Below are 26,114 nucleotides of genomic sequence, written 5' to 3' on the forward strand. Positions count from 1 at the left end.
ACTCTGACCCGCAAAGCCTCCCGGAGACTGTCGCAGGCCGATCCGTCTGCAACAGTCCCCGGGAACGTCAGAACTCCGCAGATTCGACATGCTGGCACAGTACGTTTCTACGCATGACAGGGCATGGCCTCAGGGCGATGGCAACGCCGAATGGGAGTCTGTGGAAACCTCCGGTTTTTCCGGCAAGGCACTCACCACGGCACAGATTGATGCTGTCACTCGGATCTGCCAATGGGGAATTCGCGAGCATGGCTGGCCGCTCAAGCTGGCCGACAGTCCACAGGACGTCGGTCTTGGCACCCATATCATGGGCGGCGCGAGCTGGGGTGGGCACAGTTGCCCCGGGCCGACCCGCTCAAATCAGAGGCGGACGATCCTGGCCCGGATACGGGAACTGGCGTGACCGTCGGTCAGAGCGGGAAACCCTGCCGCCGGTCCGGCCGGACCGGCGGCAGGCCGTCGATCATCATCCGGTCGTGGCATGCGCCATACCGCCGGGCAGCGCCGACTGCTTCTCCCTGTACAGGCGCCTGCGCATTGCCTTGGCCGGCGGCGTCCAGCGGGTCGCTGCCAGGGGAGGGCGGCTCCCGGGCTTGGGATTGGGAGAGCCCACCAGTAGAGGCCGAAGGACGCCGCCGACCCTTCAGAACCTCCCGCCTCGCGTGCATACTGGGGGCCCGGAAAGTTACCCGAGGTACGCGGCCGACGGTCCGGGATTCTCCTCGGGCGTTACCAGGGCAGAGATCTGACGATACGTCATCCGGTGGGGGCGTCGGAGGAGGCCACCCGAGGCCCTCCTCGGTCGGCACCCATGGGAAACATCGCGCGTGGCCCGAGTTCCACACTTCTCAGGAGCCGTCTTGCACATACCGAAATATGTCACCGCCGTCTGTGCCACCGCCGCGGCGACGGTCTTGGCCACCTCCACGTCCGCGGCCGCGGAGACCGGCCCTGAGCAGGGCAATTTCCTTCCCGCTATGGTCCATTCCATCCTCCACCTCGACATCGATCCGCCGGGCGCCAATGACTGGAACTGCCGTCCCAGCGCCGCCCACCCGCGTCCGGTCGTGCTGGTGCACGGGACCTACGAGAACCGCTACAACAACTGGGCCCGGATGTCACCCGAGTTGAAGGCCCAGGGTTACTGCGTCTACGCCCTCGACTACGGCGACACCGACGACGCCGGAGTGGCTCTCGCTCCCACCGTCAAGGGCTACGGAGACATCAAGCAGTCCTCCAAGGAGCTGGCCGCCTTCGTGGACAAGGTGCTCGCTGCCGGCGGCTCCGGCCAGGTGGACCTTGTCGGCCATTCCCAGGGCGGGACCCTGGCCCGCTGGTATCTCAAGGCCGACGGAGGCGCGAACCCGACCGACCCCTCGAAGAACAAGGTCAAGAAGGTCGTCCAGCTCGGCGCGACCAACCACGGCACCACCATGAGCGGCATCGAGACTCTCGCCGACATGCTCCACATACTGGGCCCCGGGGAGAAGGTCTTGGGGAAGGCGGGCATCCAGCAGTACGAGAAATCCGACTTCATCACGGAGCTCAACGCCGACGGGGACACCGTTCCCGGGATCGACTACGCCGTGATCGGCACGAAGTACGACGAGATCACCACTCCCTGGCAGAGCACGTTCATGACGGCGGGCCCCGGAGCAACGGTGCAGAACATCACCTTGCAGGAGGGCTGCGTCGTCGACTTCTCCGCCCATCTGAGCATGTCGTACAGCCCGCGTGCGATCGGACTGGTCAAGCGGGCCCTGGACCCCTCAGCCCCGGCGGCGCCCTGTGTGCTGAGGGCGCCCGCCTTCTGATTCCGGCCCGAAGGTCCGCCTCGGCCGATCTCGATCGTCAGCCGGCCGCCGGAGGATGCCGGAAAGCAAGGCGGCCGACTCCGCCCTCCAGTTCCGTTACGATCTGGCGGCCGCCATTCTGGACGGTCTTCAATGCCCTGCTTCACCCCAGGGAACTCAACCGTACCTGGCGGTCCGGGTTGTCCTTGTTCGGCCATGATGCTGGCTGTGTCGAAGGGCCCGGGCTGGGTGTTCACTTGGCGTCCCCCGCCCGCTCGGCGGTGTGCGCGGCGCGCAGGACGCGTTCTCCCAGTGTCCTTAGGTGGTCGCCGAGTTCGGGTGGGTCGAGGATGTCGAAGTCGTAGCCGAGGACGGCGACGCGGTAGGCGAGGTATTCGAGGGAGTCGGCGCCGGTGAGCAGGCGGCAGGTGTGGTCGTCGATGGGTTCGATGACGCCGAGGGTGGCGGGGATCCGGTCGGTGACCTGTTCGGCGGGTGCGTGGAGGAGGAGCAGGGCGCGGTGGCCGGCGGTGCCGCTGAGGGTGTTGGCCACCCAGGTGGCTGCGTCGACCCTGTTGGGTAGTTCGCGGGGTGGGACGCGGGTGCCGGTGCGTAGGGGTTGGTGAGGCGGTCGAGGCGGAAGGTGCGCCAGTCGGCGCGGTCGGTGTCGTGGGCGACGAGGTACCAGCGGCGTCCGGCGGCGACGAGGCTGTGGGGCTCGGTCAGGCGGCGGGTTTCCTGTCCGTTGGCGGCGTGGTAGGTGAAGCGGATTTTCTCGTGGGTGACGCAGGCGGCTGCGAGGAGGGTGAGGTGTTCGGCGTCGGCGCTCGGTCCGCCTTGTGGTACGGCGACTGCTGCTTCCTGGAGGACGGTGACGCGTCGGCGCAGGCGGGAGGGGAGGACTTGTTCGAGTTTGGCCAGGGCGCGTACGGAGGTTTCTTCGATGCCGGTGACCGAGCCTGCGGCGGCGGTGCGCAGGCCGATGGCGATGGCGACGGCTTCGTCGTCGTCCAGGAGGAGGGGTGGTATGGCGGTGCCGGCGGTGAGGCGGTAGCCGCCGGTGTTGCCCTGGGTGGCGTGGACGGGGTAGCCGAGCTCGCGCAGGCGGTCGATGTCGCGGCGGATGGTGCGCGGGCTCACTCCGAGACGGTCGGCGAGCTCGTGGCCGGGCCATTCGCGCGGGGACTGCAACAGGGAGAGCAGTCGCAGAAGGCGGGCGGGGGTATCACTCATGCCCGGGAGCATCCCAGTGCAATAGGACATTTTCCGGCCTAAAACCCAAAGTCGAGCCGCTGAACAGCCATTCTGTCCATTAGGTCATTGATTGGCCTATTGGGCCCCTAGTGTCTTTCCGCCACCCGGAGCGGAGCCTCTCTCCGCGCTGCGCTAAGGACCCATCTTCATGCCCATGACCCTCGTCCACCCCGCCGTCGTTCTCCCCGCGGCCGCCTGCAGGCCGCTCCCCACCTCCGCCCTCGTCGCCGGTTCCCTGGCTCCGGACCTGCCCAAACTCCTGCCGCCGCTGGAGACGGCTGTGCGCGGCGCCGGGCTCGCGGACGCCGCGCAGTTCACCCACACCTACCCCGGCGCGGCCACCTTGGGCGCACTGCTCGGCGCGGTTCTGCTGACCCTCTTCCACCTGCTCCTCAAACAGCCTCTGCTCGCCCTTACGCCCGACCGCCTCGGCCGTAAACTCACGGCCCCTGCCGTGGGCTTCCGCTGCGACAGTGTCCCGCGGGCGTTGTGGACGATGCTTGCCCTGGCCCTGGGAGCGGCCAGCCATGTCCTGCTCGACGACCTCACCCATCCCGACCCCCGCCTCGGCCTCCACCGGACGCTCCAGGCCGGGATCACCGTGGTTCTCGCTGCCGTGATGGTGGCCGTGGCCGCCTGGTGGCTCATCCGTCAGCCCACAGGACAGCCGGCGTCTCTGCCGCGTCCGCTGCGGCGCGCCCCGCTGTGGCTCACCCTGGCCGCCCTTCCGGCAGCCGTACTGCTCTGGGGCGCGGTCACCTTCGACCAGGCGTACCAGCCCACCCCCTACCTGCGCCTCCACCACGGTGTGACCCTCGCTCTCCCCGCCTTGGCCGGCCTGGTCACCCTCTATGCCCTTGTCTGGCACGTCCTGCGCCGTACCGGGACGCCCGCCGCCAAACACCGTGCCGCCACGCCCCAGTGACACGGATACGGAAGAAGGCCCGGGGGTCACGCCGATGCGATCGCCGCAGCAGAGCCTTGCCCGGAACGGGGGAAGGGTGCCCGAGACAAGGCGCGGACCTTCCGCAAAAGGCGGCTGCTCGGTCCCGTGGCGCCCACGGCTGATGGTGCGCGGGCCGTATCGAGGCACTCGGCGCGCATGCCCGGGAGCATCCCACCCCGATAGGACATTTCCCGGCCTAAAACCGCGATGCGAGTCGCTGAACAGTCATTTTGCCCAATAGGTCATGAATTGGCCTATTGGTTTCCTATGGTCGTTCCATACCCCCGGAAAGGCCCATCCGGCCCGTACCGGTTCCCCGGGATTCACCCGGATCCCCCCCGACACCACCAGGAGCCCGTCATGGCCGAGCAGACCCTGTTCACCACCCCGATGATCTACTGCGACAACGCGCTCGACGCCCTCGCCTTCTACGCGGACGCCCTCGGCGCCGAGGAGCTCACCGAGCGCCGCATGCTGGCCGCGCACCTGCCCGGCCTGGCGGACGTCCCGGGCATGGACCGTACCGTCGTCTACTCCGCGCTGCGCTTCCCCGACGGCAGTGGCCTCAACGTCGCCGACCGCTTCGGCGACCCGACCGCCCTCGGCGGCCCGGTCACCGGCAACAACCTCCACATCGGCCTCCAGCACACCGACCTCGCCGAGCAGAAGGCGGCGTTCGGCAAGCTCGCGGAGGGCGGCACCGTGTACGAGGCGCTGGAGCCCAAGCCCTGGGGCGCGGTCTACGGCATCGTCCAGGACCGCTTCGGCGTGATCTGGGAGATGAACTGCTGCACCGGCTGAGCCCGTCGACGCGCGGGGACTGAGGTCCCCGCGCCCGCGCAGCCGTAAGCGTCACCCCTTCAGGAGCACCTCGATGAATTCCCCTGCCACTTCCCACGCACCCCCTGACCCCCGCCGCTGGCTCGCCCTGACCGCGCTGCTGGCCGGCACGCTGATGGACGTCATCGACGTGACGATCGTCAATGTCGCCATCCCGCACCTCCAGGAGGACCTCGGCGCCTCCTACACCGCCGTGCAGTGGACGGTCGCCGGCTACGCACTCACCTTCGCGCTGCTGCTGATCACCGGCGGGCGGCTCGGCGACATCTTCGGCCGCAAGCGACTGTTCCTGCTGGGCATCGCCGGGTTCACCGCGGCCTCGCTGCTGTGCGGTCTGGCCGTCAATGCGCCGATGCTCATCGCCTCCCGCGTCGCGCAGGGCGCGATGGCGGGGCTGATGGTGCCGCAGGTCCTGGCGACCGTGCACGTCGCTTTCCCCAAGGGTGAGCGGGCCAAGGTCTTCGGTATCCACGGCGCGATCACCGCCGTCGGCACCATCCTGGGCCCTGTCCTGGGCGGCTTCCTCGTCCAGGCCGACCTGTTCGGCCTGTCCTGGCGGCCGATCTTCCTGATCAACCTGCCCATCGGCCTGGCAGCCCTGATCATCGCCGCCCGCGCGATGGGCGAGTCGAAGGCCGAACGGGCGCCACGTGTGGACCTCGTCGGCATGGGCCTGGCGGCGCTGGGCCTGCTGATGGTCATCTACCCGCTCACCGAGGGCCGTTCGCTGGGCTGGCCGGCCTGGACCTTTGTGATGGCGGCCGCTGGCGTCTGCGTGCTCGCTGTGTTCGTCGCCCACCAGCGGGCCAAGACCGCCTGTGACGACAGCCCGTTGATGCCCACCGGCCTCTTCACGGCCCGCGGCTTCAGCGCCGGGATCGGCGTGCAACTGCTGATCACGCTCAGTCTGAGCGTGTTCTTCCTGGCCTGGATGCTCTACCTTCAGATCGGCCTCGGCTACAGCGCCCTGCGCGCGGGCCTGGCCGGACTGCCCTTTTCCGCCGCCGTCATGATCGGCGCCGGGCTGGCCATGGGCGCGCTCGTGCCGAGGTTCGGCCGTACGGTCCTGCAGGCCGGCGCCGTCCTGATGGTCGTGGGGCTGTTGCTGTTCGCCTGGCAGACCGGTGCGGCGGGACCCTCGATCGGTTACTGGCAGATGGCCTGGCCCATGGCCGTCTTCGGCCTTGGCATGGGAATGATCGTCGCCCCGCTCACCGACACCGTCCTGACCGATGTCCCCGCCCGTGACGCGGGCTCCGCCTCCGGCGTGTCCGCCACGGCCGGGCAGCTCGGCAGCGCCTTCGGCGCGGCCCTGGTCGCGGTCGTCTTCTTCGGGCTGCTCGGCGGCCACACCGCGAACGGCGAAGTCACCGACCGGCTCCGGACGGACTTGGCCGCCACGTCGCTGAGCACCGAACAAGCCGACCGTACGGTGACCGCGTTCACGGTGTGCCACCGGGACCGCGCCTCCCAGACCGACCCCGCCAGCACACCGGCCAGCTGCACCGCTCCCGTCCTGGCCTCCGCGCAGACGGACCCGCGCGCCGCGGACGCCCTTCGGCAGGCCGGAGCTCGGGCCAATGCCCACACGTACACCGACACGGTCGGCGAGACGGTCCTGTACGTCGCCGGGCTCGTCACCGTCGCCCTCCTGCTGATGTTCGCCCTGCCCCGCAAGGTCCGCCCCGCAGAGCCGGGTGTGGACCAGGAGGAGACCCCCGCGCCCGCCGTCACCACGGCCTGACGCCCCGCATCACGAAAGGAATTCCGTCATGAGCTTCATATCTCCTGGTTCCGTCGTCTGGTTCGAGATCGGCACCGCCGACACCGCCGCCGTGCGGGACTTCTACGGCCCCCTGCTCGGCTGGACCTTCGAGACCGACCACGACTCCTCCACCGACGGACGCGTCTACACCCGCGTCATCGCCCCGGGCGCACCCTGGCCCATGGGCGCGATCGAGCAGGGCGGCACCGGCGGCGAGGTCATCAACCTCTCCGTCCTGTCCGCCGACGTCGAGCGCCTGGAGAAGCTGGGCGCGACCGTCGTCGTCCCGCCCACCGCGGTCGGCGACGTCACCGTCTTCGCCCGGCTCCGCGACCCGCTCGGCAACGCCTTCGCCCTCTTCTCCCGCACCACCTCGCAGAAGCTGGAAGAGAGAGCGGCGTCGACGGAGGAGCACATCGAGCAGGCCGCCCACGCGCCTGCCCCGGGCAGCTTCGCCTGGTTCGAGATCGGCACCACCGATCCGCAGGCCACCCGCGAGTTCTACGAGGCCGCGTTCGGCTGGCGGTTCGAGAAGGACGACAGTGCGGGCGGCAAACCGTACTTCAACGTCTTCACGGGAAACCCGTTCCCCTCGGGCGGCATGTACGACCACTCCTCCGGCCCGGGCGGCGCCGACTACGTGATGCCGTCCTTCCTGGTCACCGATGTTCCCGCCACGGTCACCGAGGCCACGGCCGGCGGCGCCGCGGTCGAGCACGGCCCGGACGGCAACCCCGACGGGCTCGTCTTCGCCCGGCTGAAGGACCCCGACGGCAACCGCTTCGGCCTCTTCGCCATGCCCGCCGCGCCCGTACAGGGCTGACCATCGTGTCCCCGGGGGGCGGGTGCCCGGCCGTCACCGCCCGGGCACCCGCCCCCCCCGGGACATCGACAACCGTCGGATACGGATCGGAAGGTTACGGAATGCCGGCCATGACTCCCACGGCGGGAGAGACCGCCGTTGCACGGACATCGGCATCACCACGCGGCGCCGCCGTGCGGGTCCCCGTCCTGCTCGGCCGGGGCGCCGGGGAACGCGTACGGGGCCTGCTCGCGCTACTCCCCGCCACTGCCTTGCTGTACGCCTTCGGCCTGGCTCAGGACCTGGCCATGACCTGAGCCGGGCCTCGGGGACGTCAGCTGCGTGCGGCCCCGTTCAGGTCCTGCCGCAGCGCCCGTGCGGTGTGGGACGTGCGGTGCTTGAGCAACTGGGCGGGGGTTCCGGTGAACAGGACCTGTCCGCCGTGCCGTCCGCCCTCCGGGCCCATGTCGAGGACCCGGTCGGCGCGCTTGACGATGTCGAGGTTGTGCTCGATGACGATGACGGTGTTGCCGTCGTCGACGAGGCGGTCCAGCAGCCGCTGGAGGGTTTCGATGTCCGCCATGTGCAGGCCGGTGGTGGGCTCGTCCATCACGTAGACGCCGCTGCGGCTGCCGAGATGCCCGGCGAGCTTGAGCCGTTGGCGTTCGCCTCCGGACAGGGTCGACAGGGGCTGACCGAGCGTGAGGTAGCCCAGCCCGACCTCCACGAGGGTCTCCAGCGCGGTCCGCACGCTGTTCTCTCCCCGGCCGGTGAAGAACGCGCAGGCTTCCTCGGCGGTCAGTGCGAGGACGTCGGTGACGGTCTTGCCGCGCAGGGTGTGGGCGAGGGCCTCGGCACTGTAGCGCAGGCCACGGCAGGTCTCGCAGACGGTGGTGACCGGGTCGGCGAAGGCCATGTCCGCCGTGACGCTGCCCTTCCCGCCGCACGCGGGGCACGCGCCGGTCGAGTTGAAGCTGAACAGCCCGGCGGGCACGCCGTTGGCCTCGGCGAAGAGCTTGCGCACCGTATCCATGATGCCCAGCCAGGTGGCGGGAGTGGAACGGGAATTGACTCCTATGGGGCTCTGGTCGATGACGACGGCCTCGGGGTGCTGTTCGGTGAACACCTCGGATATCAGGGTGGACTTGCCGGAGCCCGCCACGCCCGTCACCGCGACCAGCACTCCGGTGGGAATGTCCACACAGACGTCCTTGAGGTTGTGCCGGCTCGCGCCGGTGACGGCCAGGTGCCCGGTGGGAGTACGGACCTCCGTCTTCAGCGGCAGTGTGCGGCCCAGATGCCGGCCGGTGAGCGTACCGGCCTTGCGCAGCCGGGCCACGCTCCCCTCGAAGACCACCTGCCCGCCGTGCGTCCCCGCGCCGGGCCCCATGTCGACGACGTGGTCGGCCAGGGCGATGACGTCCCGGTCGTGCTCGACGATCAGCAGCGTGTTGCCCTGGTCCCGCAGCTGCGTCAGCAGCCGCCCCACCCGGTTCACGTCGCGCGGGTGCAGGCCGGTGGAGGGTTCGTCGAAGATGTACGTCATGCCGGTGAGGCTGGAGCCGAGGTTGCGTACGATCTTCAGCCGCTGCCCCTCGCCGCCCGACAGGGAGGCCGTCTCCCGGCCCAGGTGCAGATAGCCCAGCCCGATGTCCTCGATGCGCCGCAGTCCCTCGATCGCCGCCTTCGCGATCGGGGTGCCCAGCGGGTGGTCGATCTTCTCCAGGACACCGATCAGATCGGTGATCTCCATGGCCATGTGGTCGGCGATGTTCAGCCCGTCGATCCTCGTCTTCAGGGCGGCTGCGTTCAGCCGGGCACCGTGACAGTCCGGGCACTCGGCATCGGCGGTGAACTCCTCCACCGCGTCCCGGGTCCGCTTCGACAGCGTGGACAGGTCGCGGTTGAGGTAGAGCCGGTTGAACCGGTCGACGATGCCCTCGTAGACGACGTTCTGGGTGCCCTTGCGGGTGGCGAGCTCGATCCTCACCTCGCCGTCCGCGCCGCCGTGGAGCAGCGTCCGCCACTCCCTCCTCGTGTACGAGCGCAGCGGCTTGTCGTTGTCGAACAGCCCGGAGCGGGTGAACAGCGTCCACTGCACACCACCGACATTGAACAGCGGGAACAGCAGGGCCCCGGTGTTGAGGGACTTGCCGGTGTCGAAGAACCGGTCGAGGTCGAGCTGGACGGTACGGCCGAGCCCCTGACAGGTGGGGCAGGCCCCGGAGGGGTCGTTGAAGGAGTACGCCGTCGACATGCCCGCGGACGGCGTGCCCGCGCGGGAGAACAGCAGCCGGACGAGCGAGGCGATGTCCGTCATCGTGCCGACGGTCGAGCGGCTCCCACCGCCGAGGGGCCTCTGGTCCACCACGATCGCGGGAGAAAGGTTGCCGATGCCGTCGGCCTCGGGCTTCTCGTACTTCGGCAGGCGGTTGCGGACGAAGGCGGGGAAGGTCTCGTTGAGCTGCCGCTGGGACTCGACGGCGATCGTGTCGAAGACCACCGAGGACTTTCCCGAACCGGACACCCCTGTGAACACCGTGATTACCCCCTTGGGGATGGCCAGGCAGACGTCCTTGAGGTTGTGCGCACGGGCGCGGGTGATGACGATGCCGTGCTCGTCGGGGGAGGGCTTGTTGCTCATGAGGGGCTCCTGGCAGGCGGTGCGGCCCCGGACCGGGCGGCGCCGGTCCGGGAAGAGGGGTCAGGGCCGGGTGAGTGCCCGGTCGATGTCGAGTGCCAGGCGCAGCGTCTCGGTGGCCGTGCGCGGGGTGAGGAGAGCGTCCTCGGTGCCCTTCGTGACGCAGTCCAGGACGTGGTCGATCGCCGTGGCGTAGTTGTCGGCGGGGGTGAGGGTGATCTCGCGGGAGCCGGCGGCGGTGTACTCGGTCAGGCTCATGACCGGGCCGGTGCGCTCGAAAGGCCGCTCGTGCAGTTCGAGGACGCCGTCGGTGAACGTGGCCTCGAAGCCGTGGGTGACGCCGTACGAGGCCGGGACCATCGACGAGGCGGTGTACTCCACGACCACGTCGTCGTACCGCAGCACCGTCTCCGCTGCGGCCCGCCCGTCGCCCGTGTCGATTCCGGCGGCGTGGATCGTGTGCGGCAGGCCGAGGGCGGCGACGGTGTAGTCCAGGTCGGAGAGCATCACCTCCAGCGCGAGCTTGCCCAGCCCCAGGTCGACCGGGCCCCAGACCGGGCCGGCCTTGCGGTACGAGCGCAGGGTGCGCAGCGCGCCGAGCGAGCCGTCCTCGATCACCCGGCGCAGATGCCGCACGGCCGGGTGCATACGCATGAACATGTCGATGAACACCCTCTTGTCGCTCGCCTCGGCGGCGCGGGTGATCTCCTCGGCCTCGGCGACCGTGGGAGCGATGGGCAGCTCGCACAGCACGTGCTTGCCTGCCGCCAGTGCCCGCAGGATGTGTTCCTTGTGCAGGGCGGTCGGCAGGCACACGTCCACCAGATCGACGTCCGGGTCGGCGTAGATCGCGTCCGCGTCCGTGGTGGTGGCGAAGCCGAAGTCCTGGGCGAACATCGCGAGCTTCCCGGGGCTGCGCCCGTAGACCACGACCTCGGTGTCGGGACGCGCGGCGTAGACGCCGGCGTGGGCGACGGCGAATCCGGTCCCCAGTAGTCCGATCTTCATGGCGATACATCTCCTCGGCGATACGGGAGGGAATGATCTGATTCATCCCCTCGGGCGTATCCCACGCTAGGAGCCTTTTAGGACACGACTCGTCCGCATATGGAGCCACAGTGGAGGTATGACGACCGACATGCCCGCCCGGATGCTCCGCCTGCTCGCCCTCCTCCAGACCCGCCGCGAATGGGCCGGTACGGAGCTCGCCGACCGGCTCGGCGTCACCACCCGCACCCTCCGCCGCGACATCGACCGCCTGCGCGAACTCGGCTATCCCGTCGAGGGCACCACCGGCCGCGCCGGCGGATACCGCCTCGCCGCCGGCACCGCCATGCCACCCCTGCTCCTGGACGACGACGAAGCCGTCGCCATCGCCGTCGCCCTGCGCACCGCCACCACCGACATCACCGGCATCGAGGAAACCGCCCTACGCGCCCTCGCCAAGCTCGAACAGGTCCTCCCCACCCGGCTGCGCACCCACGTCGCGGCCCTCCAGCAGGCCACGACCGCCCCCGTCGCCTACGGCGTCGCGGCCCGCGCCCAGGCCGACCCGGCCGCGCTGGCCCTGCTGGCCGCCGCCTGCCGCGACCGTGAGATCGTCACCTTCGGCTACACCACCCGCCATGGCACGCCCGGCCCCCGCCGCGCCGAACCCCACAGCCTCGTCCCCGCGGCAGGCCGCTGGTACCTCGTCGCCTACGACACCCACAAGGACGACTGGCGTACCTACCGCCTCGACCGCATCACCGACCCCACCCCCACCGGCCACCGGGTCCCGCCCCGCGAACTGCCCGCACCCGACCCCGCCGCCTACCTCGCCGCGAAGATCGCCACCGCACCCGCCCGCTACCGCGCCGTCGCCACCGTCGCCGCCTCCGCGGCCACCGCCCTCGCCCGCACCCAGGGCCTGCCCGAACGCGTCACACCTCTCACTGCCGAGACCTGTGCGGTCGACCTCTCCGGCGACTCCCTCCACCGCATCGCCCAACTCCTCGCCGCACTCGGCGAAGTCACCGCAGTCGAGGCCGACCCCGAAGTCCTCACCCACCTGCGGACCGTGGCGCGGAGCACTCTGCGACTCACAGAGCACAGCAGTGATTCGGGCCCACCCCGGGCCGAAAAAGCTGAGTAAATGCAGGGGAATTGACCGAGGGAACGCATTGCAGTGCGGCGGAAACAGATGCCGAGCCACCGTGCACCCGTAGAACCGATGATGCGCCACCCGTTCAATGGGACACCCCCTGTCCTATTGCGATCGTAGTGTCGATCTCGATTCCGGCGGCCTTGCTCGGCTTCACCGTCGACCAGGTCTCACGAGCCGAACAGTCATCAGAAACAAGGAGACTTGTGTCCAAGCAGACAACCAGCCGTAAGGTCCGGACGGGCGCCCGCGCCGCCCGCGCAGCCGTTGCTCTCGGCGCGGGTGCGTTCATCACCGTCCTCGTCGCCGGCGTCGCTCAGGCGGCGTCCGAGCCCGTAATCAGGCCCGCCTCCGAGCGCACCGCACCGGCCAAGCTCTCGACCGATCGGAAGGCCCTGATCGAACAGACCGAGAAGCACTTGGGCAAGGCCAAGTCGGAGCTCGCGCGCATCCAGAAGGGAATCCGCAACGGCACCTACGATGCGAAGCAATACGCGCTCGCGCTCGAAATGTACGGGAAGGACGTCATCGGACTGAGCCTGAAGTACGACGAGCTCAGGGAAGGAAAGCCCTGGGGCACCTCCGAACTCGGCCGTACGCAGGAAAGGCTGGCGAAGGCTGAGTCGGAGCTCGCGCGGATTCAGAAGGGGATCCGCAACGGCACCTACGATGCGAACCGTTACGCGCTCGCGCTTGAGATGCACGAGAAGGACGTCATCGGCCTCACCTACAAAATCGACGACATCGCGACTGGCGGGCTCAAGCGCTGACAACGCGCCTGCCTGAACGCACGCCCGGAGGGCACGGGCAACTCTGCCGCTGGGGGCGGGGCGGGGCGACCGCACGGCGCCGCTCCGCCCCGCCCCCAGCGGGCACGTTGAGTTCGCAGCCTCCACGCATGTTCTACTTCCGCGACGTGGACGGCTACGTCATCGGCGTCAATGACAAGACCGCTCTCCAAGCCGGCGACCTCGGTAAATACGCCTGACCGGGCAAAAAGCCCGGCAGACGCTTACCCACGGCGGCCCGTGGCCTGGTGCCGGATGGTGCGGGCACAGCGGTCATCAAGGGGAGGACGGCAGTGTGGAGGGCGGCCGGCGGGACCGCGTTCCGATCGCCGCTCCAGGTCACGAGGCGACGGCCGCAGCAAGAGGGGGTGTGGTCACTTGCGGCGACCGTGGACGCCTGTTCCCCGCAGGGGTTACTGCCCGCCGAGGTAGTCGGTCTGCGAGGCGATCCGGCCCCCGCGCAGGTGCAGGATGGTGCAGAAGGTGGCGGTGACCGGCTGTCCGGCCGGGGGCAGGGCGGGGTGGGCTCCGGAGCTGGTGCCCGCGAAGTCGGTTTCGATGGCGATGGCGTCGCCTTCGGCGATGACCCGCTTGAGCGTCAGGGTCCGGTCCGGAACGGCGCCCGCGTACTCCCGGATGTGGTCCACGAAGGCGTCGCGGCCGGTGAAGGCGAGCTGGAAGGCTCCGCAGGTGTAGACGACATCGTCGGTGAGCACTGCCCCGAACCGGTCGAAGTCCTGCTGGTTGTAGGCGTCCACCCACTCGTGAACGAGTTCGTTGACGTCGGTGCTGGTGCTCATGACTGTCGGCCTTTCCGTGCCTCGTGAAGTCGTCAGCAGAAGATTGACACCGATATAGGGCTATTCATGTCCTATATTCCTGGAGTCGCTAATTGATCGGATATAGGACGTGTCCCGTCCTATATGGAATGCATGCTTCCGTTGTGACTTCTCAGGGCACCACCAGGATCACGGGCGGGAGCACGGCTATGGGCGAGGCAAAGCCGCTGGCGGGGAAGGTGGCGCTGATCGCGGGGGCGACCCGGGGTGCGGGCCGGGCCATGGCCGTCGAGCTCGGCCGGGCCGGGGCCACCGTGTACGTCACCGGCCGCACCACGCACGGCGGGGCGAGCGAGACGGGCCGCCCGGCGGAGACCATCGAGCAGACCGCCGACCTGGTCACCGCCACCGGCGGCCGGGGCATCGCGGTCGTGGTCGACAAGCCGCTACGCCCTGCCGCTGATGATCCGGCAGCCGGGTGGGCTGGTGGTGGAGATGACGGACGGCACGGAGGAGTTCAACCGCCGCTACCGCGCGCCGTTCTACTACGACCTGGCCAAGTACGCGCCGATCCGGATGGCGAAGGCCCTGGCGGAGGAGGCCGGCGAGTACGGCTGCACGGCCCCCGACCCCGCCGACTACCGCTGACCACCACGCGGGCCCCGGGCCCCGGGCTCCGAGGCCCGCGCCTGACCGCAATGCGAAGGAGGCGTCGCCCATGACTCCGGCGGATATCGCGGCGTTCGCCATGGGCCTGCCCGAAGCGACGGAGGGCGAACCCGGGCCGGGGATGACCCTGTTCAAGGTCGGCGGCAAGATCTTCGCCATCCTGACCGAGGCCAACGCCTCGCGTCCCGAGCAGGTGACGCTCAAAAGCGACCCCGAGACCGCCCTGCACCTGCGCGAGCAGTACCCAGCGGTCGGCCCCGGCTTCTACGCGCGCCTGCGGCACTGGAACACCGTGGCCCTGGACGGCACCGTGCCCACCGACGAACTCACCGACATGATCGAACACTCCTGGGAACGCGTCGTCGCCGGCCTGCCCCGCACCACCCGCGACCGCCTGCAAGCACTTCACGACCACGGGTACTGATCTTTCCCGCCTGCTGGATGAGAGGTGGACGCGCAAACAGCAACGGCCCCTCGAACCGCACCGCCCGCCCGTCCGTCAGCGGGGGCCGCGGCCCGGACCCGTCCAGCGCGACGTACGCGCTGACCCCGACCCGGCAGGTGGCCCCTGGGTCAAGACCGCGGCGCGACCACCCTTGAGAACAGCGCGGTGGCGGATCGGTGCCCGTCATTCAGCGCCAGGCACTCAACGGCGAGACAGCACGACGGAACACGACGGAAGAGGCCACCCGACCCGCGTGGCTATGAACCCGCGCCACCGACGGGCGTCGCCATGCCGGCCGTTGTCTCAAGCGCCATGCGGCCCGGGACGCCTTCCACCTGGTCAGACAGCTACGCCAGGACCCCGCTCATAGGGGCTGTCGTGACAGATGAGAGGGTCTGGCGGGTGAGTGAGACACCGGCGAACACCCTCCAATACCGCTCTGACGGGCCGGAAGACGCCCCGGTCCTGGTCCTGGGCCCGGCGCTGGGCGCCACATGGCATGTGTGGGACCGGCAGATACCGGAGCTCACCCGCCACTGGCGCGTACTCCGCTTCGACCTGCCCGGTCACGGCGGGGCACCCGCCGAGCCCGCACCGACCGTCGGTGAGCTCACCGACCGGCTCCTCGCCACCCTCGACGGCCTCGGCGTCGGGAGCTTCGGCTACGCGGGCTGTTCCATAGGCGGCGCGGTCGGCGCCGACCTCGCCCTGCGTCATCCGCACCGGCTCGCCTCGCTGGCCCTCGTCGCCACCTCCGCCCGGTTCGGCACCCCGGACTCCTGGCGGCAGCGCGGCGAGGGTGTCCGCGCCGCGGGTCTCGACCCCGTCGCCCGGGCCGCGCCCGAGCACTGGTTCACCCAGAACTTCGCGGGCGCCCAGCCGGCCATCGTCGACTGGGCCGTGCAGATGGTCGGTACCACCGACCCCGGTTGCTACGTCGCCGCGTGCGACGCCCTCGCCGCGTTCGACGCCCGGGAGGGGCTGGGCCGGATCAGCGTGCCCACCCTCGTGCTCGTCGGTGCCGAGGACCAGGTGACACCGCCCGCCGACGCCCGCGTCCTGGTCGCCTCGATCCACGACGCGCGGCTCGCCGTCGTCCCCGGGGCCTCACACCTCGCTCCGGTCGAGCAGCCCTCCGCCGTCACCGACCTGCTCGTACGCCACTTCACCTCGGCCTGGCAGGCCACCGCCCCGCAGACGCCGCCGGGCGGGACCGCCGCCGGGCCGGCGCCCGCGCCCGAGCCGGCGCCCGCCCCGCGGCCTCCGCCATGCCCGCCCCCGGCGTCCCCGGTGGCCAGGTCGGCCCCGGCCTCCCCGGCGGGATGTTCGCCCCCACGCCGTCGGCCACCCCCAGCCCGTACGCGACGAGCCCGGCCGGTCCGCACGCGCCGGCCGCCGCGCCCCCCGTCACCCCCGCCTCGCCCGCCTCGTTCCCCGGCTTCGGCCCGCCCCCCACCGTCGACCCCGCGCCCGCGCCCGCCACGGACGCCCACGACGAGGGCGTCCGCGTCCGCCGCGAGGTCCTCGGCGACGGCCCCGCGGCCGCCGACGCCACCGGCGACTTCCACGACTTCGTCACCCGCTACGCCTGGGGCGGCGTCTGGGCCCGGCCCGGCCTCGACCGCCGCAGCCGCTCGCTCGTCACCCTGACCGCCCTCACCGCCGGCGGCCACCTCGACGACCTGGCCGCGCACACCCGCGCCGCGCTCCGCAACGGCCTCACCGCCGAGGAGATCGAGGAAACGTTGCTGCACACCGCCGTCTACTGCGGTGTCCCGGCCGCGAGCGCCGCCTTCTCGGTCGCGCGGCGCGTCATCTCCGAGGAGAGCGGACCGGGCGCGGCCGGGGCGTAGCAGTATGGGGATCATGAAGCTGACCAAGCAGAGCCACGCGTGCGTCCGCCTGGAGAAGGACGGCCGCACGCTCGTCATCGACCCCGGCGCCTTCAGCGAGGAGGACGCCGCGCTCGGCGCGGATGCCGTGCTGGTCACCCATGAGCACCCGGACCACTTCGACGTCGGCCGGCTGCGGGCCGCCCTCGACGCCGACCCGGCCGCCGAGCTGTGGACCCTGCGCAGCGTCGCGGAACAGGTGTCCGCGGCCTTCCCCGGCCGGGTGCACACCGTCGGCGAGGGCGACGCCTTCACGGCCGCGGGCTTCGACGTCCAGGTGCACGGCCAGCTGCACGCGGTGATCCACCCGGACATCCCGAGGGTCACCAACGTCGGCTATCTCGTGGACGGCGCGGTCTTCCACCCCGGCGACGCGCTGACCCTTCCCGGGCAGCCGGTCGACACGCTGATGGTGCCGGTCATGGCCCCCTGGAACAAGGTCGGCGAGATCATCGACTATCTGCGCGAGGTCCGGCCCCGGCGGGCGATCGACATCCACGACGCGCTCCTCACGGACCTCGCCCGGCCGGTCTACGACCGGATGCTGGGCCCCGCCGGACCGGGCGTCGGTACCGACCACTCCCGGCTGGCGCCGGGTGAGAGCGTAGAGCTCTGATGTCGGACCCGGCCGTTAGGGTGGGGGCCATGCGCATCGCCACCTGGAACGTGAACTCGATCACCGCACGCCTCCCGAGGCTGCTGGCCTGGCTGGAGAGCAGCGGCACCGACGTGCTGTGCATACAGGAGACGAAGTGCGCCGAGGACGCCTTCCCGTTCGAGGCCCTGCGCGAGCTCGGCTACGAGTCGGCGGTCAACGCCACCGGCCGGTGGAACGGCGTCGCCCTGGTCTCCCGCGTCGGCCTCGACGACGTCGTCAAGGGCCTGCCCGGCGGGCCCGACTACGAGGACGGCCAGGAGCCCCGCGCGATCTCGGCCACCTGTGGCGGCGTCCGCCTCTGGTCGGTCTATGTGCCCAACGGCCGGGAGGTCGGCCACGACCACTACGCCTACAAGCTCCGCTGGCTGGAGGCGCTGCGCGACGCCGTCACCGCCGACGCCGAGGGCGAGCGGCCGTTCGCCGTCCTCGGTGACTACAACATCGCCCCGACCGACGAGGACGTCTTCGACCCGGCGGTCTTCGAGGGCGCCACGCACGTCACCCCCGCCGAGCGCGCGGCCCTCGCGGCCCTGCGCGACACCGGCCTGTCCGACGTCGTGCCCCGCCCCCTGAAGTACGACCACCCGTACACCTACTGGGACTACCGCCAGCTGTCCTTCCCGAAGAACAAGGGCATGCGCATCGACCTGGTCTACGGCAACGCCCCCTTCGCCAAGGCGAAGCGGGACGCCTTCGTGGACCGCGAGGAGCGCAAGGGCAAGGGCGCCTCGGACCACGCCCCGGTCGTCGTCGACCTGGAGGTGTGAGCCCGGGGCGCCCCGCCCCGCCGGTCACGGCCGGGCCGGCGCGAGGCCGGCCCGGCCGGATCAGACGAGGTCGCGCAGGGCGATCGAGTCGCTGAAGGCGCGCATGCCCGCGTCGTTGGGGTGCAGGTGGTCCCCGCCGTCGTAGGCCGGGAGCATCCGCTCGGGGTGCTCCGGGTCGCGGATGGCGGCGTCGAAGTCGAACACGGCGTCGTACGTCCCGGCGTTCCGCCGGATGTGCGCGTTGATGGCGGTGCGCTGCGCCTCGGCCGTCTCCGTGCAGTCGTAGAACCCGCCGCACGGCGCGATGGTCGCGGCGACCACCCGCATGCCGCGCTCGTGCGCCCGCGCCGCGATCGACCGCAGTTCGGCGATCACCTGCGCGGCCGTGGTCCCGGAGCGGATGTCGTTGACGCCCTCGAAGACGACGACCGTGCGGGCCGACGTCTGCGCCAGCACGTCCCGCTCCAGCCGGTGCCCGGCGCTGACCCCGCTCATGATGGTGCTGGTCCCGTCGCCCGGATAGCGGTCGGTCACCACCCGGTTGCCGGAGATCCCGTGGTTGAGCACCCCGAACCGGGGCACCGCGTGCTGCCCGCGCAGCCGCCGCGCGAGCAGGTCCGGCCAGCGCCCGTTGGCCCCCGGCGTCGAGCGCTCGCCGTCGGTGATCGAGTCGCCGAGCGTCACCACGGAGCCCGGCCCGCCGGTGACGTCCACGCCCGTCAGCAGCGGCCAGCGGTCGAGCGTCCCGGTGTACGCGCCGGCCCCCTGCTCGGCCGTGCGGTCACCGCCGCCGTCGGCCGTCAGATAGGACACCTGGGCGGTGTAGCTGTGCACGGGCACCGCCTTAACGGTCCCCGGCAGATGGATGCTCACCAGCAGATTGGCGTCCTCCGGCACCCGGAACCCCAGCGGGTCGCTGAACATCTGGGCCCCCGCCGGAATGTCCGTACCCGCCCCGCCGCCGAAGGTCAGTGCCCTGGGCCGGCCGGCCGCCGCCGCGCCCTTGCGCTGGACGGCCACCGTGGCGTGCCCGATCCTGACCGGACGCGGCGCGAAGGTGTTCTCGAACCGGAGCCTGGTCACCGGCCCGCCCGCGCTGCTGTGCACCACCAGCCGCAGCGTCCGGTCGGTCCAGGACACGGCCGCGTAACCCGAAGGGGACGCCGCCCAGCTTCCGGTCCACCCGTACGTGGGACCCCGCAGTGCCATCGAGAACACGTGCAGGTCGGTGTCCGGACCGGGGTCGTCGGGCAGGGTCACCGACGCCACCTCCCGGTCGGGCGCGACCGGCACGGTCACCGCGTAGAGCCGGGTGGTCTCCGCGCGCGGTCCGCCCGGGGTGCGCAGCCGGGGCAGGCCGACGGCCTTGGTCGTCAGCGGTCCGCGCCGCCAGTCGGGGGCGGTCAGCCGGTACGTGGCCCGGGAGCCGTCGCGGTAGCGGATGACGCCGGTCCCGGTGACGTCCGGGCCCGGCGCGCCCTTGGTGGTCCCCGCGACGAGGAAGGAGAGGGCCTCGCCGCGGCCGCCGAGCCGGACCGACTGGCCCGCCGCCCGGACGTTGTCGGGGCGGCCGGGCGCCGAGCGGGGCCAGGTCAGCCGGGTCCGGTCGATGGTCAGCACGCGGCCCGGGGTCCAGCCCGCGGCGCCGAGGTCCTGGGCGGACAGGGAATTGCCCGCTCCGTCGAAGTCGCCCTCGCCGGGGCGGGCGTCGCCGCCGGCCGCCGTGTTGTCGAAGAGCCGCTCCAGGGGGAGCGGCTCCCCGCCGGGCCGGGGCGGCGCGGCGAGCGCCGGGGTGGTCGCGGCGACCACGGCGCACGCCGCGCCCGCCGCGACGGCGCCGGCCACCGTCCAGCGTCCGTGCCGTCTGTGAGGTCTGCCGCCGAGCTGCGTTCTCAGGCGCATGTGTCTCATGCCTCCCAGCTTTCCCCGCTGCGAATGTGGCGGGATGAAGCTAGGGAGACGTCAGGGCAACGTCAAGGAGGCCATCCGGTCACGCCGGGAGCCGCGCGCCTGTGGTGGGGCCATCCGTGTCGGTGCGATCCTGGCCGGTATGAACATTCCCTTCTTGGACGGTTGGCGCAAGCGGCACGGCCCTGCGCACGGGGTGGCGCTGGCGGACGGGGCCGACAGGGACCCGGAGGGGCTCGCCGAGCTGCTCTCGGAGTGCGAACTGCTGCGCGACCAGGCACAGTCGGCGGGCGTCGCGCTCGACGACACCCCGGCCTCCCTGGAGGCGCTCGACCAGCTCCAGCCGCGCTGGCGGGACGACCCGGAGCTGCTGCCCTGGCTCGGCAACGACGCGGGTCTGTACCTGGGCACGGTCGTGGTCCGTACGGTCCCGGGCGCGGGCTGGTGGATCTGGCCCAACGGCCAGCCGGTGGTGCGGCTCGCCAACGGGCGGGAGATCGATGTGGTCGAGGCGGGGCAGGCGTGGGCGGCCGACGGGGCGCCGGAGCTCTCCCAGCTGTACGCGGAGCTCGCCGAGAACTGAGGCGGTGACGGGGGCCGGGCCCCGGGAGGGGCCGGAGCGCGACGGGCGGGAGAGACGGGGGAGAGCGCGGAGGCGGGCAGGGGAGGCCGGAGGGTCAGCTGGTGAAGGGAATGTCGTACTCCAGCCGCCAGCGGTCGGCCCGTACGACGATGTCGGAGGTCTCCACCGCCCGGCCGTCGCCGTCGAAGTGGGTGCGCTCGACGACCGTGACGCACTGCCCCGCCGCACAGCCGAGCGCCTCGGCCTCCGGGGTGGTCGCCGGCCGTGAGCCCACCAGCTCCTGCGCCCGGACGACCCGGATGCCGATGGCCGCCAGCCGCCCGCGCACCCCGCGCCTGGCGTAGGGACCGCGCTCGGGCAGGACGACGTCCGTGCCCTCGGTGATGGCCAGCGGCTCCCAGCTGGTGGCGAGCTGGACGGGGTGGCGGTTGGCCAGATATTCGTACTGGGTGCAGAGCACGCGCTCGCCCGGGCCGATCCGCAGCCGGTCGGCCACCCGCTCCGGGGCGCAGACCTCGCTGGACGACGCCTCCCACGTCAGCGCCGTGTCCCGGGCCGTCATCCGGGCGGCGAAGGGGGAGTCGACCGCGCCGGTGGAGCGCAGCAGACTGCCCAGCGGCACCCGGTCGGTGACGAACACGCCCCGCCCGAACTGGCCTTCCGCGTATCCCGCGGCCTTCAGGACGCGCACCGCGCGGTCCACGGTCTGGTCGCTGGCCGCGTAGGCGCGCTTCAGCTCCGACCGGGAGGGGATGCGGTCCCCCACGGCGAGCCCGCCCTCGTCGATGCGGCGGCGCAGATCGTCCGCGATGCGCTGGTAGACGGGCCTGCTGTCGCCCACCCCGGCTCCTTCCCCCGAGCTCCCCGGTTCGACCCCCACAGGCTAGGTACCCAGGCCGGGTCTGGGTACCTAGGGCAAATGGAGGGGAATGCACAACGAATGCCCCTATATAAGCGTGTCACCGGCGGAGTCCCCCATTGGGCCGATAGTTTGCGCCGACAGCAGGCGTCGACCGCGAGAGCGCTGAGAGTGGGTTGGGCTGGGTATGGCCGTCGATCCCCTGATCGAACTGCGTGATGTCAATAAGCACTACGGAAAGCTGCATGTCCTCCGGGACATCGATCTGACCGTCGGCCGCGGGGAAGTCGTGGTGGTCATCGGCCCTTCGGGCTCCGGGAAGTCCACCCTGTGCCGGGCCATCAACCGGCTGGAACCCGTGGGGTCGGGCACCATCACCCTGGACGGCCAGCCGCTCCCCGACGAGGGCAAGGCGCTGGCCAGGCTGCGGGCCGAGGTGGGCATGGTCTTCCAGTCCTTCAACCTCTTCGCGCACAAGACCGTGCTGGCCAATGTCTCGCTGGCCCAGATCAAGGTGCGCAAGCGCGGCCGGGAGGAGGCCGACAAGCGCTCGCGGGAACTCCTCGAAAGAGTGGGCCTCCTCGCGCACGCGGAGAAGTATCCGGCGCAGTTGTCGGGTGGTCAGCAGCAGCGGGTGGCGATCGCGCGGGCGCTGGCGATGGACCCGAAGGTGATGCTGTTCGACGAGCCGACGTCGGCGCTGGACCCGGAGATGATCAATGAGGTGCTGGAGGTCATGCAGCAGCTCGCCCGGGACGGGATGACGATGGTCGTCGTCACCCATGAGATGGGCTTCGCGCGCTCCGCCGCGAACCGGGTGGTCTTCATGGCGGACGGCCGCATCGTCGAGGACCGCCCTCCCGAGGAGTTCTTCACCGCTCCCGAGAGCGATCGCGCCAAGGACTTCCTCTCCAAGATCCTCAAGCACTGAGCGGGGTGACTGCGCAGATGAGGCGGACCGATCCCTTCCGTACCCTCCGGCCGCGCCGTGCCCCCGGGGCCCCGGTGCGGCCGCGCGCGCCGCGCGCCGCCGGAACCCGGCGCTCCCACCGCCGTGCCGCCGCCCTGGCCCTGACCGGCCTCGCCCTGCTCGCCGCCGCCTGCGGCAGGGCGGGCAGCCCGCCCGTCAAGGGGCCCCAGCCCGACCAGCTGCCCGTCTACCAGGTCGCCACCGGCTTCCAGCTGCCCGACTCGCCCACCTGGCGGGCGGCCAGGAGCCGTGGTCACCTCGTCGTCGGCGCCAAGGAGGACCAGCCCTACCTCGGCGAGAAGGACCCCGCCACCGGCGTCTACTCCGGCTTCGACATCGAGATCGCCCGGATGATGTCCGCCTCCCTCGGCTTCGCCCCCAAGACGATCGCCTTCCGCACCATCGCCTCGGCCAACCGCGAGACCGCCCTGCAGAACGGCCAGATCGACTACTACGTCGGCACCTACACCATCAACGACCTCCGCAAGCGGCAGGTCGGCTTCGCCGGGCCCTACTACATCGCCGGCCAGGCCCTGCTCGTCCGCACCGGCGAGAAGGACATCCACGGGCCCCAGGACCTCGCCGGCAAGAAGGTCTGCTCCGCGGCCGGTTCCACCCCGCTCCAGCGCATCCGGCGCGACTACCCCAAGGCGATCGCCGTCGCGTACGACACGTACTCCATCTGCGTGGACAACCTCCTCAGCTATCAGGTGGACGCCGTCACCACCGACGACACCATCCTGATGGGCTTCGCGGCCAAGGCGCCCGACGAGCTGAAGATCGCCGGGAAGCCCTTCTCCAAGGAGCCCTACGGCATCGGCGTCCCCCGCGGCGACAACGCGCTGCGCTTCGCCCTCGACGACGCCATCGAGGCGCACGAGAAGAACGGCGACTGGAAGAAGGCGTACGACGCCACCCTCGGCCTGTCCGGGGTGCCCGCGCCGCAGCCGCCGCCCGTCGACCGCTATCCGGCCAGCTGAGGTCCCCCGTGAACGTACTCACCGACAATTTCTCCCTGTACGGCGAAGGGCTGCTGGGCACCGTCGAACTCACCGTCTACGCCTCGCTGCTGGCCCTCGTCGTCGGCTTCCTGATGGCCTCCTTCCGGGTCGCGCCGGTCGCCTCGCTGCGCGCCTTCGGCACGGTGTGGGTGGCGGTCCTGCGGAACACCCCGCTCACCCTGCTGTTCTTCGCCGTCCTGCTCGGCCTGCCGCGCTTCGGCGTGGTGCTGCCCTTCCAGCTCTTCGCCGTCCTCGCCCTCGGCTGCTACACCTCGGCCTTCATCTGCGAGGCCGTCCGCTCCGGGATCAACACCGTGCCCACCGGCCAGGGCGAGGCGGCCCGCAGCCTCGGCATGACCTTCGGGCAGACGCTGGGCGCCGTCATCCTGCCGCAGGCGTTCCGCTCCGTGATCCCGCCGGTCGGCTCCACGCTGATCGCCCTCGCCAAGAACTCGGCGATCGCCGGGTCGTTCAGCGTCACCGAGCTCCTCGGCACCTACAAGACCCTCAACGAGCTGGGCTACAGCATCATCTGGACCTTCGTCTGGATCGCCGTCGGCTATCTGATCGTGACCCTGACCATCAGCGCGGTCTTCAACGTGCTGGAGAAGCGCTGGGGAGTGCCCCGGTGAGCGAACGCGGCGAGGAGGCGGCATGAGTGACACCGCGCTGTACGACATCCCCGGCCCGCTGGCCCGGCGCCGGCACCGCCTCTACGGCCTCGCCTCGACGGTCGTGATCCTCGGCTTCGTCGCCTGGGTGATCTACCTGCTCTTCGACACCCACCAGTTCACGGCCGAGAAATGGCGGCCCTTCACCTACGTGGGCATCCAGGAGCTGCTGCTGCGCGGCCTCGGCAACACCCTCAAAGCGTTCGCGTACGCCGCCGTGCTCTCGCTCGTCCTCGGCGGCGTGCTCGCCACCGGCCGGCTCTCCGCGCACCGGCCGGTGCGCTGGGTGGCCACGCTGCTGGTGGAGTTCTTCCGGGCCATGCCCGTACTGGTCATGATCTTCTTCGTGTTCGTGGCGCTCAAGGTGCAGCCGATGCCCGCCCTGATCACCGGCCTGACCCTGTACAACGGCTCGGTGCTCGCCGAGGTCTTCCGTACGGGCGTGAACTCCGTCGAGCGCGGCCAGCGGGAGGCGGCGTACTCCCTGGGGATGCGCAAGACGCAGGTGATGGGCTACGTCCTGGTGCCCCAGGCGGTACGTGCGATGCTGCCGACGATCATCAGCCAACTGGTGGTGGCCCTCAAGGACACCTCGCTCGGCTTCCTGATCACCTACGAGGAGTTCCTGCACGCGGGCAAGCTGATCGCCAGCAATCTCGACTACGGGCTGCCGTTCATCCCCGTCGTCATGGTCATCTCGCCGATCTACATCGGGATGTGCATGCTCCTGTCGTGGCTGGCGACCTTCGCCGCCAAGCGGCAGCGGCGCAGCCCCAAGACGGAGGCCGTGGAGGTCGCCCCCGCCGAGCCGGGCACCCTGCTGCCCGGCGCCGGGGCGCATTAAGGAAATGCGCCCGGGGAATCCGGTATTCGTCCGATCATGGGCGAAGCCCATTGCTAGCGTGGGGACATGGATTTCCGTCATCTTGGTCGCAGTGGATTGGTCGTCAGCCGGCTCGCCTACGGGAACTGGCTTACCCGGAGTTCATCGAGGAGCGAGGAGACGGAGACCGCCTGTGTGCGTGCCGCGCTCGACGCGGGAATCACCACCTTCGACACCGCGGACGTCTACGCGGACACCCGGGCGGAGGAATCCCTCGGCCGGGCGCTGAAGGGCGAGCGCAGGGAAGGTCTGGAGATCCTCACCAAGGTCTTCGCGCCGACCGGGCCCGGCCGCAACGACATGGGGCTCTCGCGGAAGCACATACGGGAGTCGATCGACGGCTCCCTGCGGCGGCTGGGCACCGACCACGTGGACCTCTACCAGGCCCACCGCTTCGACCCCTCCACCCCGCTGGAGGAGACGATGGAGGCGTTCGCCGACCTCGTCCACGCGGGCAAGGCGCACTACATCGGCGTCTCCGAGTGGACCGCCGACCAGATCCGGCGCGGCCACGCCCTCGCCCGTGAGCTGCGCATCCCGTTCGTCTCCAACCAGCCGCAGTACTCCGCCCTGTGGCGGGTGCCCGAGGCCGAGGTGATGCCGGTCTGCGAGGAGCTCGGGATGTCCCAGATCGTCTGGTCGCCGCTGGCCCAGGGCGTGCTGACCGGCAAGTACCTGCCGGGCGGCCAGTGGCCGGCGGGCTCCCGGGCCACGGACTCCAACGACGGCTCGTCCGTGCTGGCCGGCTGGCTGAACGACGAGGTGCTGGGCCGGGTGCGGCGCCTCGGGCCGGTCGCCGACGGCCTCGGTCTGACGGTCGCCCAGCTCTCCCTGGCCTGGGTGCTCCAGCACCGCAATGTGGCGACGGCCGTGGTCGGCGCCTCTCGCCCCGAGCAGATCACCGACAATGCCGAGGCGGCCGACGTCCGGCTGGACGAGGAGACCATGGCCGCGATCGACGCCGCGCTCGCGCCGGTGGCGAACCGCGACCCCGCCGCCACGGCCGACAGCAGCCCGGCGGACCCCGGCTGGCGCCTGGGCTGAGGAGGCCGGGAGG

General features: G+C 70.9%; 23 protein-coding genes and 3 pseudogenes. 20 read left to right on the forward strand and 6 right to left on the reverse strand.

Annotated elements, in window-relative coordinates:
• Positions 1–88: 88 nt before the first annotated feature.
• On the forward strand, positions 89–403 hold the full coding sequence (locus AF335_RS18740; protein ID WP_102919537.1) for a peptidoglycan recognition protein family protein: 315 nt from the start codon (positions 89–91) through the stop codon (positions 401–403).
• 574 nt (positions 404–977) lie between these two features.
• Positions 978–1,814 carry an esterase/lipase family protein gene (locus tag AF335_RS18745; protein WP_102919695.1) on the forward strand — a complete coding sequence of 279 codons (837 nt, stop codon included), beginning with the start codon at positions 978–980 and terminating at the stop codon, positions 1,812–1,814.
• Between the two features lie 232 nt (positions 1,815–2,046).
• Here the strand turns inward: AF335_RS18745 and AF335_RS18750 are convergent.
• Positions 2,047–3,026 (reverse strand): annotated as a pseudogene (locus AF335_RS18750) (helix-turn-helix transcriptional regulator).
• Positions 3,027–3,195: 169 nt separating this feature from the next.
• Between AF335_RS18750 and AF335_RS18755 the strand changes: the two are divergent.
• The 5 genes from AF335_RS18755 (at position 3,196) to AF335_RS36235 (ending at position 7,717) form a co-directional block, all read left to right on the forward strand.
• Positions 3,196–3,972: a DUF4184 family protein gene (locus AF335_RS18755; RefSeq protein WP_102919538.1), complete on the forward strand. Its 777-nt coding sequence runs from the start codon at positions 3,196–3,198 to the stop codon at positions 3,970–3,972.
• 381 nt (positions 3,973–4,353) lie between these two features.
• On the forward strand, positions 4,354–4,794 hold the full coding sequence (locus AF335_RS18760; RefSeq protein ID WP_170127746.1) for a VOC family protein: 441 nt from the start codon (positions 4,354–4,356) through the stop codon (positions 4,792–4,794).
• Positions 4,795–4,867: 73 nt separating this feature from the next.
• The gene (locus tag AF335_RS18765) at positions 4,868–6,577 is read left to right on the forward strand and encodes an MFS transporter (protein ID WP_102919540.1); all 1,710 of its coding nucleotides are present in this window, start codon (positions 4,868–4,870) and stop codon (positions 6,575–6,577) included.
• A 28-nt stretch (positions 6,578–6,605) separates the two neighbouring features.
• Positions 6,606–7,421, forward strand: a complete 816-nt coding sequence (locus AF335_RS18770) for a VOC family protein (protein ID WP_102919541.1) — start codon at positions 6,606–6,608, stop codon at positions 7,419–7,421.
• A 173-nt stretch (positions 7,422–7,594) separates the two neighbouring features.
• Positions 7,595–7,717: a hypothetical protein gene (locus AF335_RS36235; RefSeq protein WP_260423822.1), complete on the forward strand. Its 123-nt coding sequence runs from the start codon at positions 7,595–7,597 to the stop codon at positions 7,715–7,717.
• 17 nt (positions 7,718–7,734) lie between these two features.
• On the opposite strand, the gene AF335_RS18775 is transcribed toward AF335_RS36235, so the two are convergent.
• The gene (locus AF335_RS18775) at positions 7,735–10,044 is read right to left on the reverse strand and encodes an ATP-binding cassette domain-containing protein (RefSeq protein ID WP_102919542.1); all 2,310 of its coding nucleotides are present in this window, start codon (positions 10,042–10,044) and stop codon (positions 7,735–7,737) included.
• Between the two features lie 60 nt (positions 10,045–10,104).
• The gene (locus AF335_RS18780; protein WP_102919543.1) at positions 10,105–11,049 is read right to left on the reverse strand and encodes a Gfo/Idh/MocA family protein; all 945 of its coding nucleotides are present in this window, start codon (positions 11,047–11,049) and stop codon (positions 10,105–10,107) included.
• 118 nt (positions 11,050–11,167) lie between these two features.
• Between AF335_RS18780 and AF335_RS18785 the strand changes: the two genes are divergently transcribed.
• Entirely contained in the window at positions 11,168–12,175 is a 1,008-nt protein-coding gene (locus AF335_RS18785) for a helix-turn-helix transcriptional regulator (RefSeq protein WP_102919544.1), read from the forward strand.
• A 215-nt stretch (positions 12,176–12,390) separates the two neighbouring features.
• On the forward strand, positions 12,391–12,954 hold the full coding sequence (locus tag AF335_RS18790) for a hypothetical protein (protein WP_102919545.1): 564 nt from the start codon (positions 12,391–12,393) through the stop codon (positions 12,952–12,954).
• Positions 12,955–13,385: 431 nt separating this feature from the next.
• Here AF335_RS18790 and AF335_RS18800 read toward each other — a convergent pair whose 3' ends face one another.
• On the reverse strand, positions 13,386–13,772 hold the full coding sequence (locus tag AF335_RS18800; RefSeq protein WP_102919546.1) for an ester cyclase: 387 nt from the start codon (positions 13,770–13,772) through the stop codon (positions 13,386–13,388).
• Between the two features lie 188 nt (positions 13,773–13,960).
• Here AF335_RS18800 and AF335_RS18805 point away from each other — a divergent pair.
• The 5 genes and pseudogenes from AF335_RS18805 to AF335_RS18830 all read left to right on the forward strand — a co-directional run.
• A pseudogene (locus AF335_RS18805) lies at positions 13,961–14,375 on the forward strand (SDR family oxidoreductase); the annotation flags it as partial.
• A gap of 94 nt (positions 14,376–14,469) precedes the next feature.
• A complete protein-coding gene (locus AF335_RS18810; protein ID WP_102919547.1) occupies positions 14,470–14,844 on the forward strand; it encodes an MmcQ/YjbR family DNA-binding protein in 375 nt (124 codons plus the stop codon).
• Between the two features lie 423 nt (positions 14,845–15,267).
• Positions 15,268–16,718 (forward strand): annotated as a pseudogene (pcaDC, locus tag AF335_RS18815) (bifunctional 3-oxoadipate enol-lactonase/4-carboxymuconolactone decarboxylase PcaDC).
• A 13-nt stretch (positions 16,719–16,731) separates the two neighbouring features.
• Complete coding sequence (locus AF335_RS18825; protein ID WP_102919696.1) at positions 16,732–17,373, forward strand: MBL fold metallo-hydrolase; 642 nt, start codon at positions 16,732–16,734, stop codon at positions 17,371–17,373.
• Positions 17,374–17,402: 29 nt separating this feature from the next.
• Complete coding sequence (locus AF335_RS18830) at positions 17,403–18,182, forward strand: exodeoxyribonuclease III (RefSeq protein ID WP_102919550.1); 780 nt, start codon at positions 17,403–17,405, stop codon at positions 18,180–18,182.
• A 60-nt stretch (positions 18,183–18,242) separates the two neighbouring features.
• On the opposite strand, the gene AF335_RS18835 is transcribed toward AF335_RS18830, so the two are convergent.
• Complete coding sequence (locus tag AF335_RS18835; RefSeq protein ID WP_376697878.1) at positions 18,243–20,093, reverse strand: SGNH/GDSL hydrolase family protein; 1,851 nt, start codon at positions 20,091–20,093, stop codon at positions 18,243–18,245.
• Positions 20,094–20,232: 139 nt separating this feature from the next.
• Between AF335_RS18835 and AF335_RS18840 the strand changes: the two genes are divergently transcribed.
• Entirely contained in the window at positions 20,233–20,673 is a 441-nt protein-coding gene (locus AF335_RS18840) for a DUF6278 family protein (protein WP_102919552.1), read from the forward strand.
• A gap of 94 nt (positions 20,674–20,767) precedes the next feature.
• Here the strand turns inward: AF335_RS18840 and AF335_RS18845 are convergent, their stop codons facing one another.
• On the reverse strand, positions 20,768–21,514 hold the full coding sequence (locus tag AF335_RS18845; RefSeq protein WP_102919553.1) for a GntR family transcriptional regulator: 747 nt from the start codon (positions 21,512–21,514) through the stop codon (positions 20,768–20,770).
• A gap of 205 nt (positions 21,515–21,719) precedes the next feature.
• Here AF335_RS18845 and AF335_RS18850 point away from each other — a divergent pair, with 205 nt between their 5' ends.
• The 5 genes from AF335_RS18850 to AF335_RS18870 all read left to right on the forward strand — a co-directional run bounded on the left by AF335_RS18850 (position 21,720) and on the right by AF335_RS18870 (position 26,101).
• Positions 21,720–22,463 (forward strand): amino acid ABC transporter ATP-binding protein, encoded by a 744-nt coding sequence (locus tag AF335_RS18850; protein WP_102919554.1) that lies wholly within the window; start codon positions 21,720–21,722, stop codon positions 22,461–22,463.
• Between the two features lie 17 nt (positions 22,464–22,480).
• On the forward strand, positions 22,481–23,482 hold the full coding sequence (locus tag AF335_RS18855) for a glutamate ABC transporter substrate-binding protein (protein ID WP_102919555.1): 1,002 nt from the start codon (positions 22,481–22,483) through the stop codon (positions 23,480–23,482).
• 8 nt (positions 23,483–23,490) lie between these two features.
• The gene (locus AF335_RS18860; protein ID WP_102919556.1) at positions 23,491–24,135 is read left to right on the forward strand and encodes an amino acid ABC transporter permease; all 645 of its coding nucleotides are present in this window, start codon (positions 23,491–23,493) and stop codon (positions 24,133–24,135) included.
• 22 nt (positions 24,136–24,157) lie between these two features.
• The gene (locus tag AF335_RS18865) at positions 24,158–25,018 is read left to right on the forward strand and encodes an amino acid ABC transporter permease (RefSeq protein ID WP_102919557.1); all 861 of its coding nucleotides are present in this window, start codon (positions 24,158–24,160) and stop codon (positions 25,016–25,018) included.
• A gap of 66 nt (positions 25,019–25,084) precedes the next feature.
• On the forward strand, positions 25,085–26,101 hold the full coding sequence (locus AF335_RS18870) for an aldo/keto reductase family protein (protein WP_102919558.1): 1,017 nt from the start codon (positions 25,085–25,087) through the stop codon (positions 26,099–26,101).
• Positions 26,102–26,114 lie beyond the last annotated feature (13 nt).

The organism is Streptomyces eurocidicus (genome assembly GCF_002891295.1).
In the GTDB taxonomy this organism is placed as follows: domain Bacteria; phylum Actinomycetota; class Actinomycetes; order Streptomycetales; family Streptomycetaceae; genus Streptomyces; species Streptomyces eurocidicus.

What these genes read in the sequence shown, in the direction of transcription:
- AF335_RS18850 (WP_102919554.1), top strand. Translation starts at nt 21,720, where the DNA reads ATGGCCGTCGATCCCCTGATCGAACTGCGTGATGTCAATAAGCACTAC.
- AF335_RS18865 (WP_102919557.1), top strand. Translation starts at nt 24,158, where the DNA reads ATGAGTGACACCGCGCTGTACGACATCCCCGGCCCGCTGGCCCGGCGC.
- AF335_RS18830 (WP_102919550.1), top strand. Translation starts at nt 17,403, where the DNA reads ATGCGCATCGCCACCTGGAACGTGAACTCGATCACCGCACGCCTCCCG.
- AF335_RS18785 (WP_102919544.1), top strand. Translation starts at nt 11,168, where the DNA reads ATGACGACCGACATGCCCGCCCGGATGCTCCGCCTGCTCGCCCTCCTC.
- AF335_RS18760 (WP_170127746.1), top strand. Translation starts at nt 4,354, where the DNA reads ATGGCCGAGCAGACCCTGTTCACCACCCCGATGATCTACTGCGACAAC.
- AF335_RS18775 (WP_102919542.1), bottom strand. Translation starts at nt 10,044, where the DNA reads ATGAGCAACAAGCCCTCCCCCGACGAGCACGGCATCGTCATCACCCGC.
- AF335_RS18835 (WP_376697878.1), bottom strand. Translation starts at nt 20,093, where the DNA reads ATGAGACACATGCGCCTGAGAACGCAGCTCGGCGGCAGACCTCACAGA.
- AF335_RS18765 (WP_102919540.1), top strand. Translation starts at nt 4,868, where the DNA reads ATGAATTCCCCTGCCACTTCCCACGCACCCCCTGACCCCCGCCGCTGG.
- AF335_RS18800 (WP_102919546.1), bottom strand. Translation starts at nt 13,772, where the DNA reads ATGAGCACCAGCACCGACGTCAACGAACTCGTTCACGAGTGGGTGGAC.
- AF335_RS18840 (WP_102919552.1), top strand. Translation starts at nt 20,233, where the DNA reads ATGAACATTCCCTTCTTGGACGGTTGGCGCAAGCGGCACGGCCCTGCG.
- AF335_RS18825 (WP_102919696.1), top strand. Translation starts at nt 16,732, where the DNA reads ATGAAGCTGACCAAGCAGAGCCACGCGTGCGTCCGCCTGGAGAAGGAC.
- AF335_RS18810 (WP_102919547.1), top strand. Translation starts at nt 14,470, where the DNA reads ATGACTCCGGCGGATATCGCGGCGTTCGCCATGGGCCTGCCCGAAGCG.
- AF335_RS18745 (WP_102919695.1), top strand. Translation starts at nt 978, where the DNA reads ATGGTCCATTCCATCCTCCACCTCGACATCGATCCGCCGGGCGCCAAT.
- AF335_RS18855 (WP_102919555.1), top strand. Translation starts at nt 22,481, where the DNA reads ATGAGGCGGACCGATCCCTTCCGTACCCTCCGGCCGCGCCGTGCCCCC.
- AF335_RS18870 (WP_102919558.1), top strand. Translation starts at nt 25,085, where the DNA reads ATGGATTTCCGTCATCTTGGTCGCAGTGGATTGGTCGTCAGCCGGCTC.
- AF335_RS18755 (WP_102919538.1), top strand. Translation starts at nt 3,196, where the DNA reads ATGCCCATGACCCTCGTCCACCCCGCCGTCGTTCTCCCCGCGGCCGCC.
- AF335_RS18740 (WP_102919537.1), top strand. Translation starts at nt 89, where the DNA reads ATGCTGGCACAGTACGTTTCTACGCATGACAGGGCATGGCCTCAGGGC.
- AF335_RS18770 (WP_102919541.1), top strand. Translation starts at nt 6,606, where the DNA reads ATGAGCTTCATATCTCCTGGTTCCGTCGTCTGGTTCGAGATCGGCACC.
- AF335_RS18780 (WP_102919543.1), bottom strand. Translation starts at nt 11,049, where the DNA reads ATGAAGATCGGACTACTGGGGACCGGATTCGCCGTCGCCCACGCCGGC.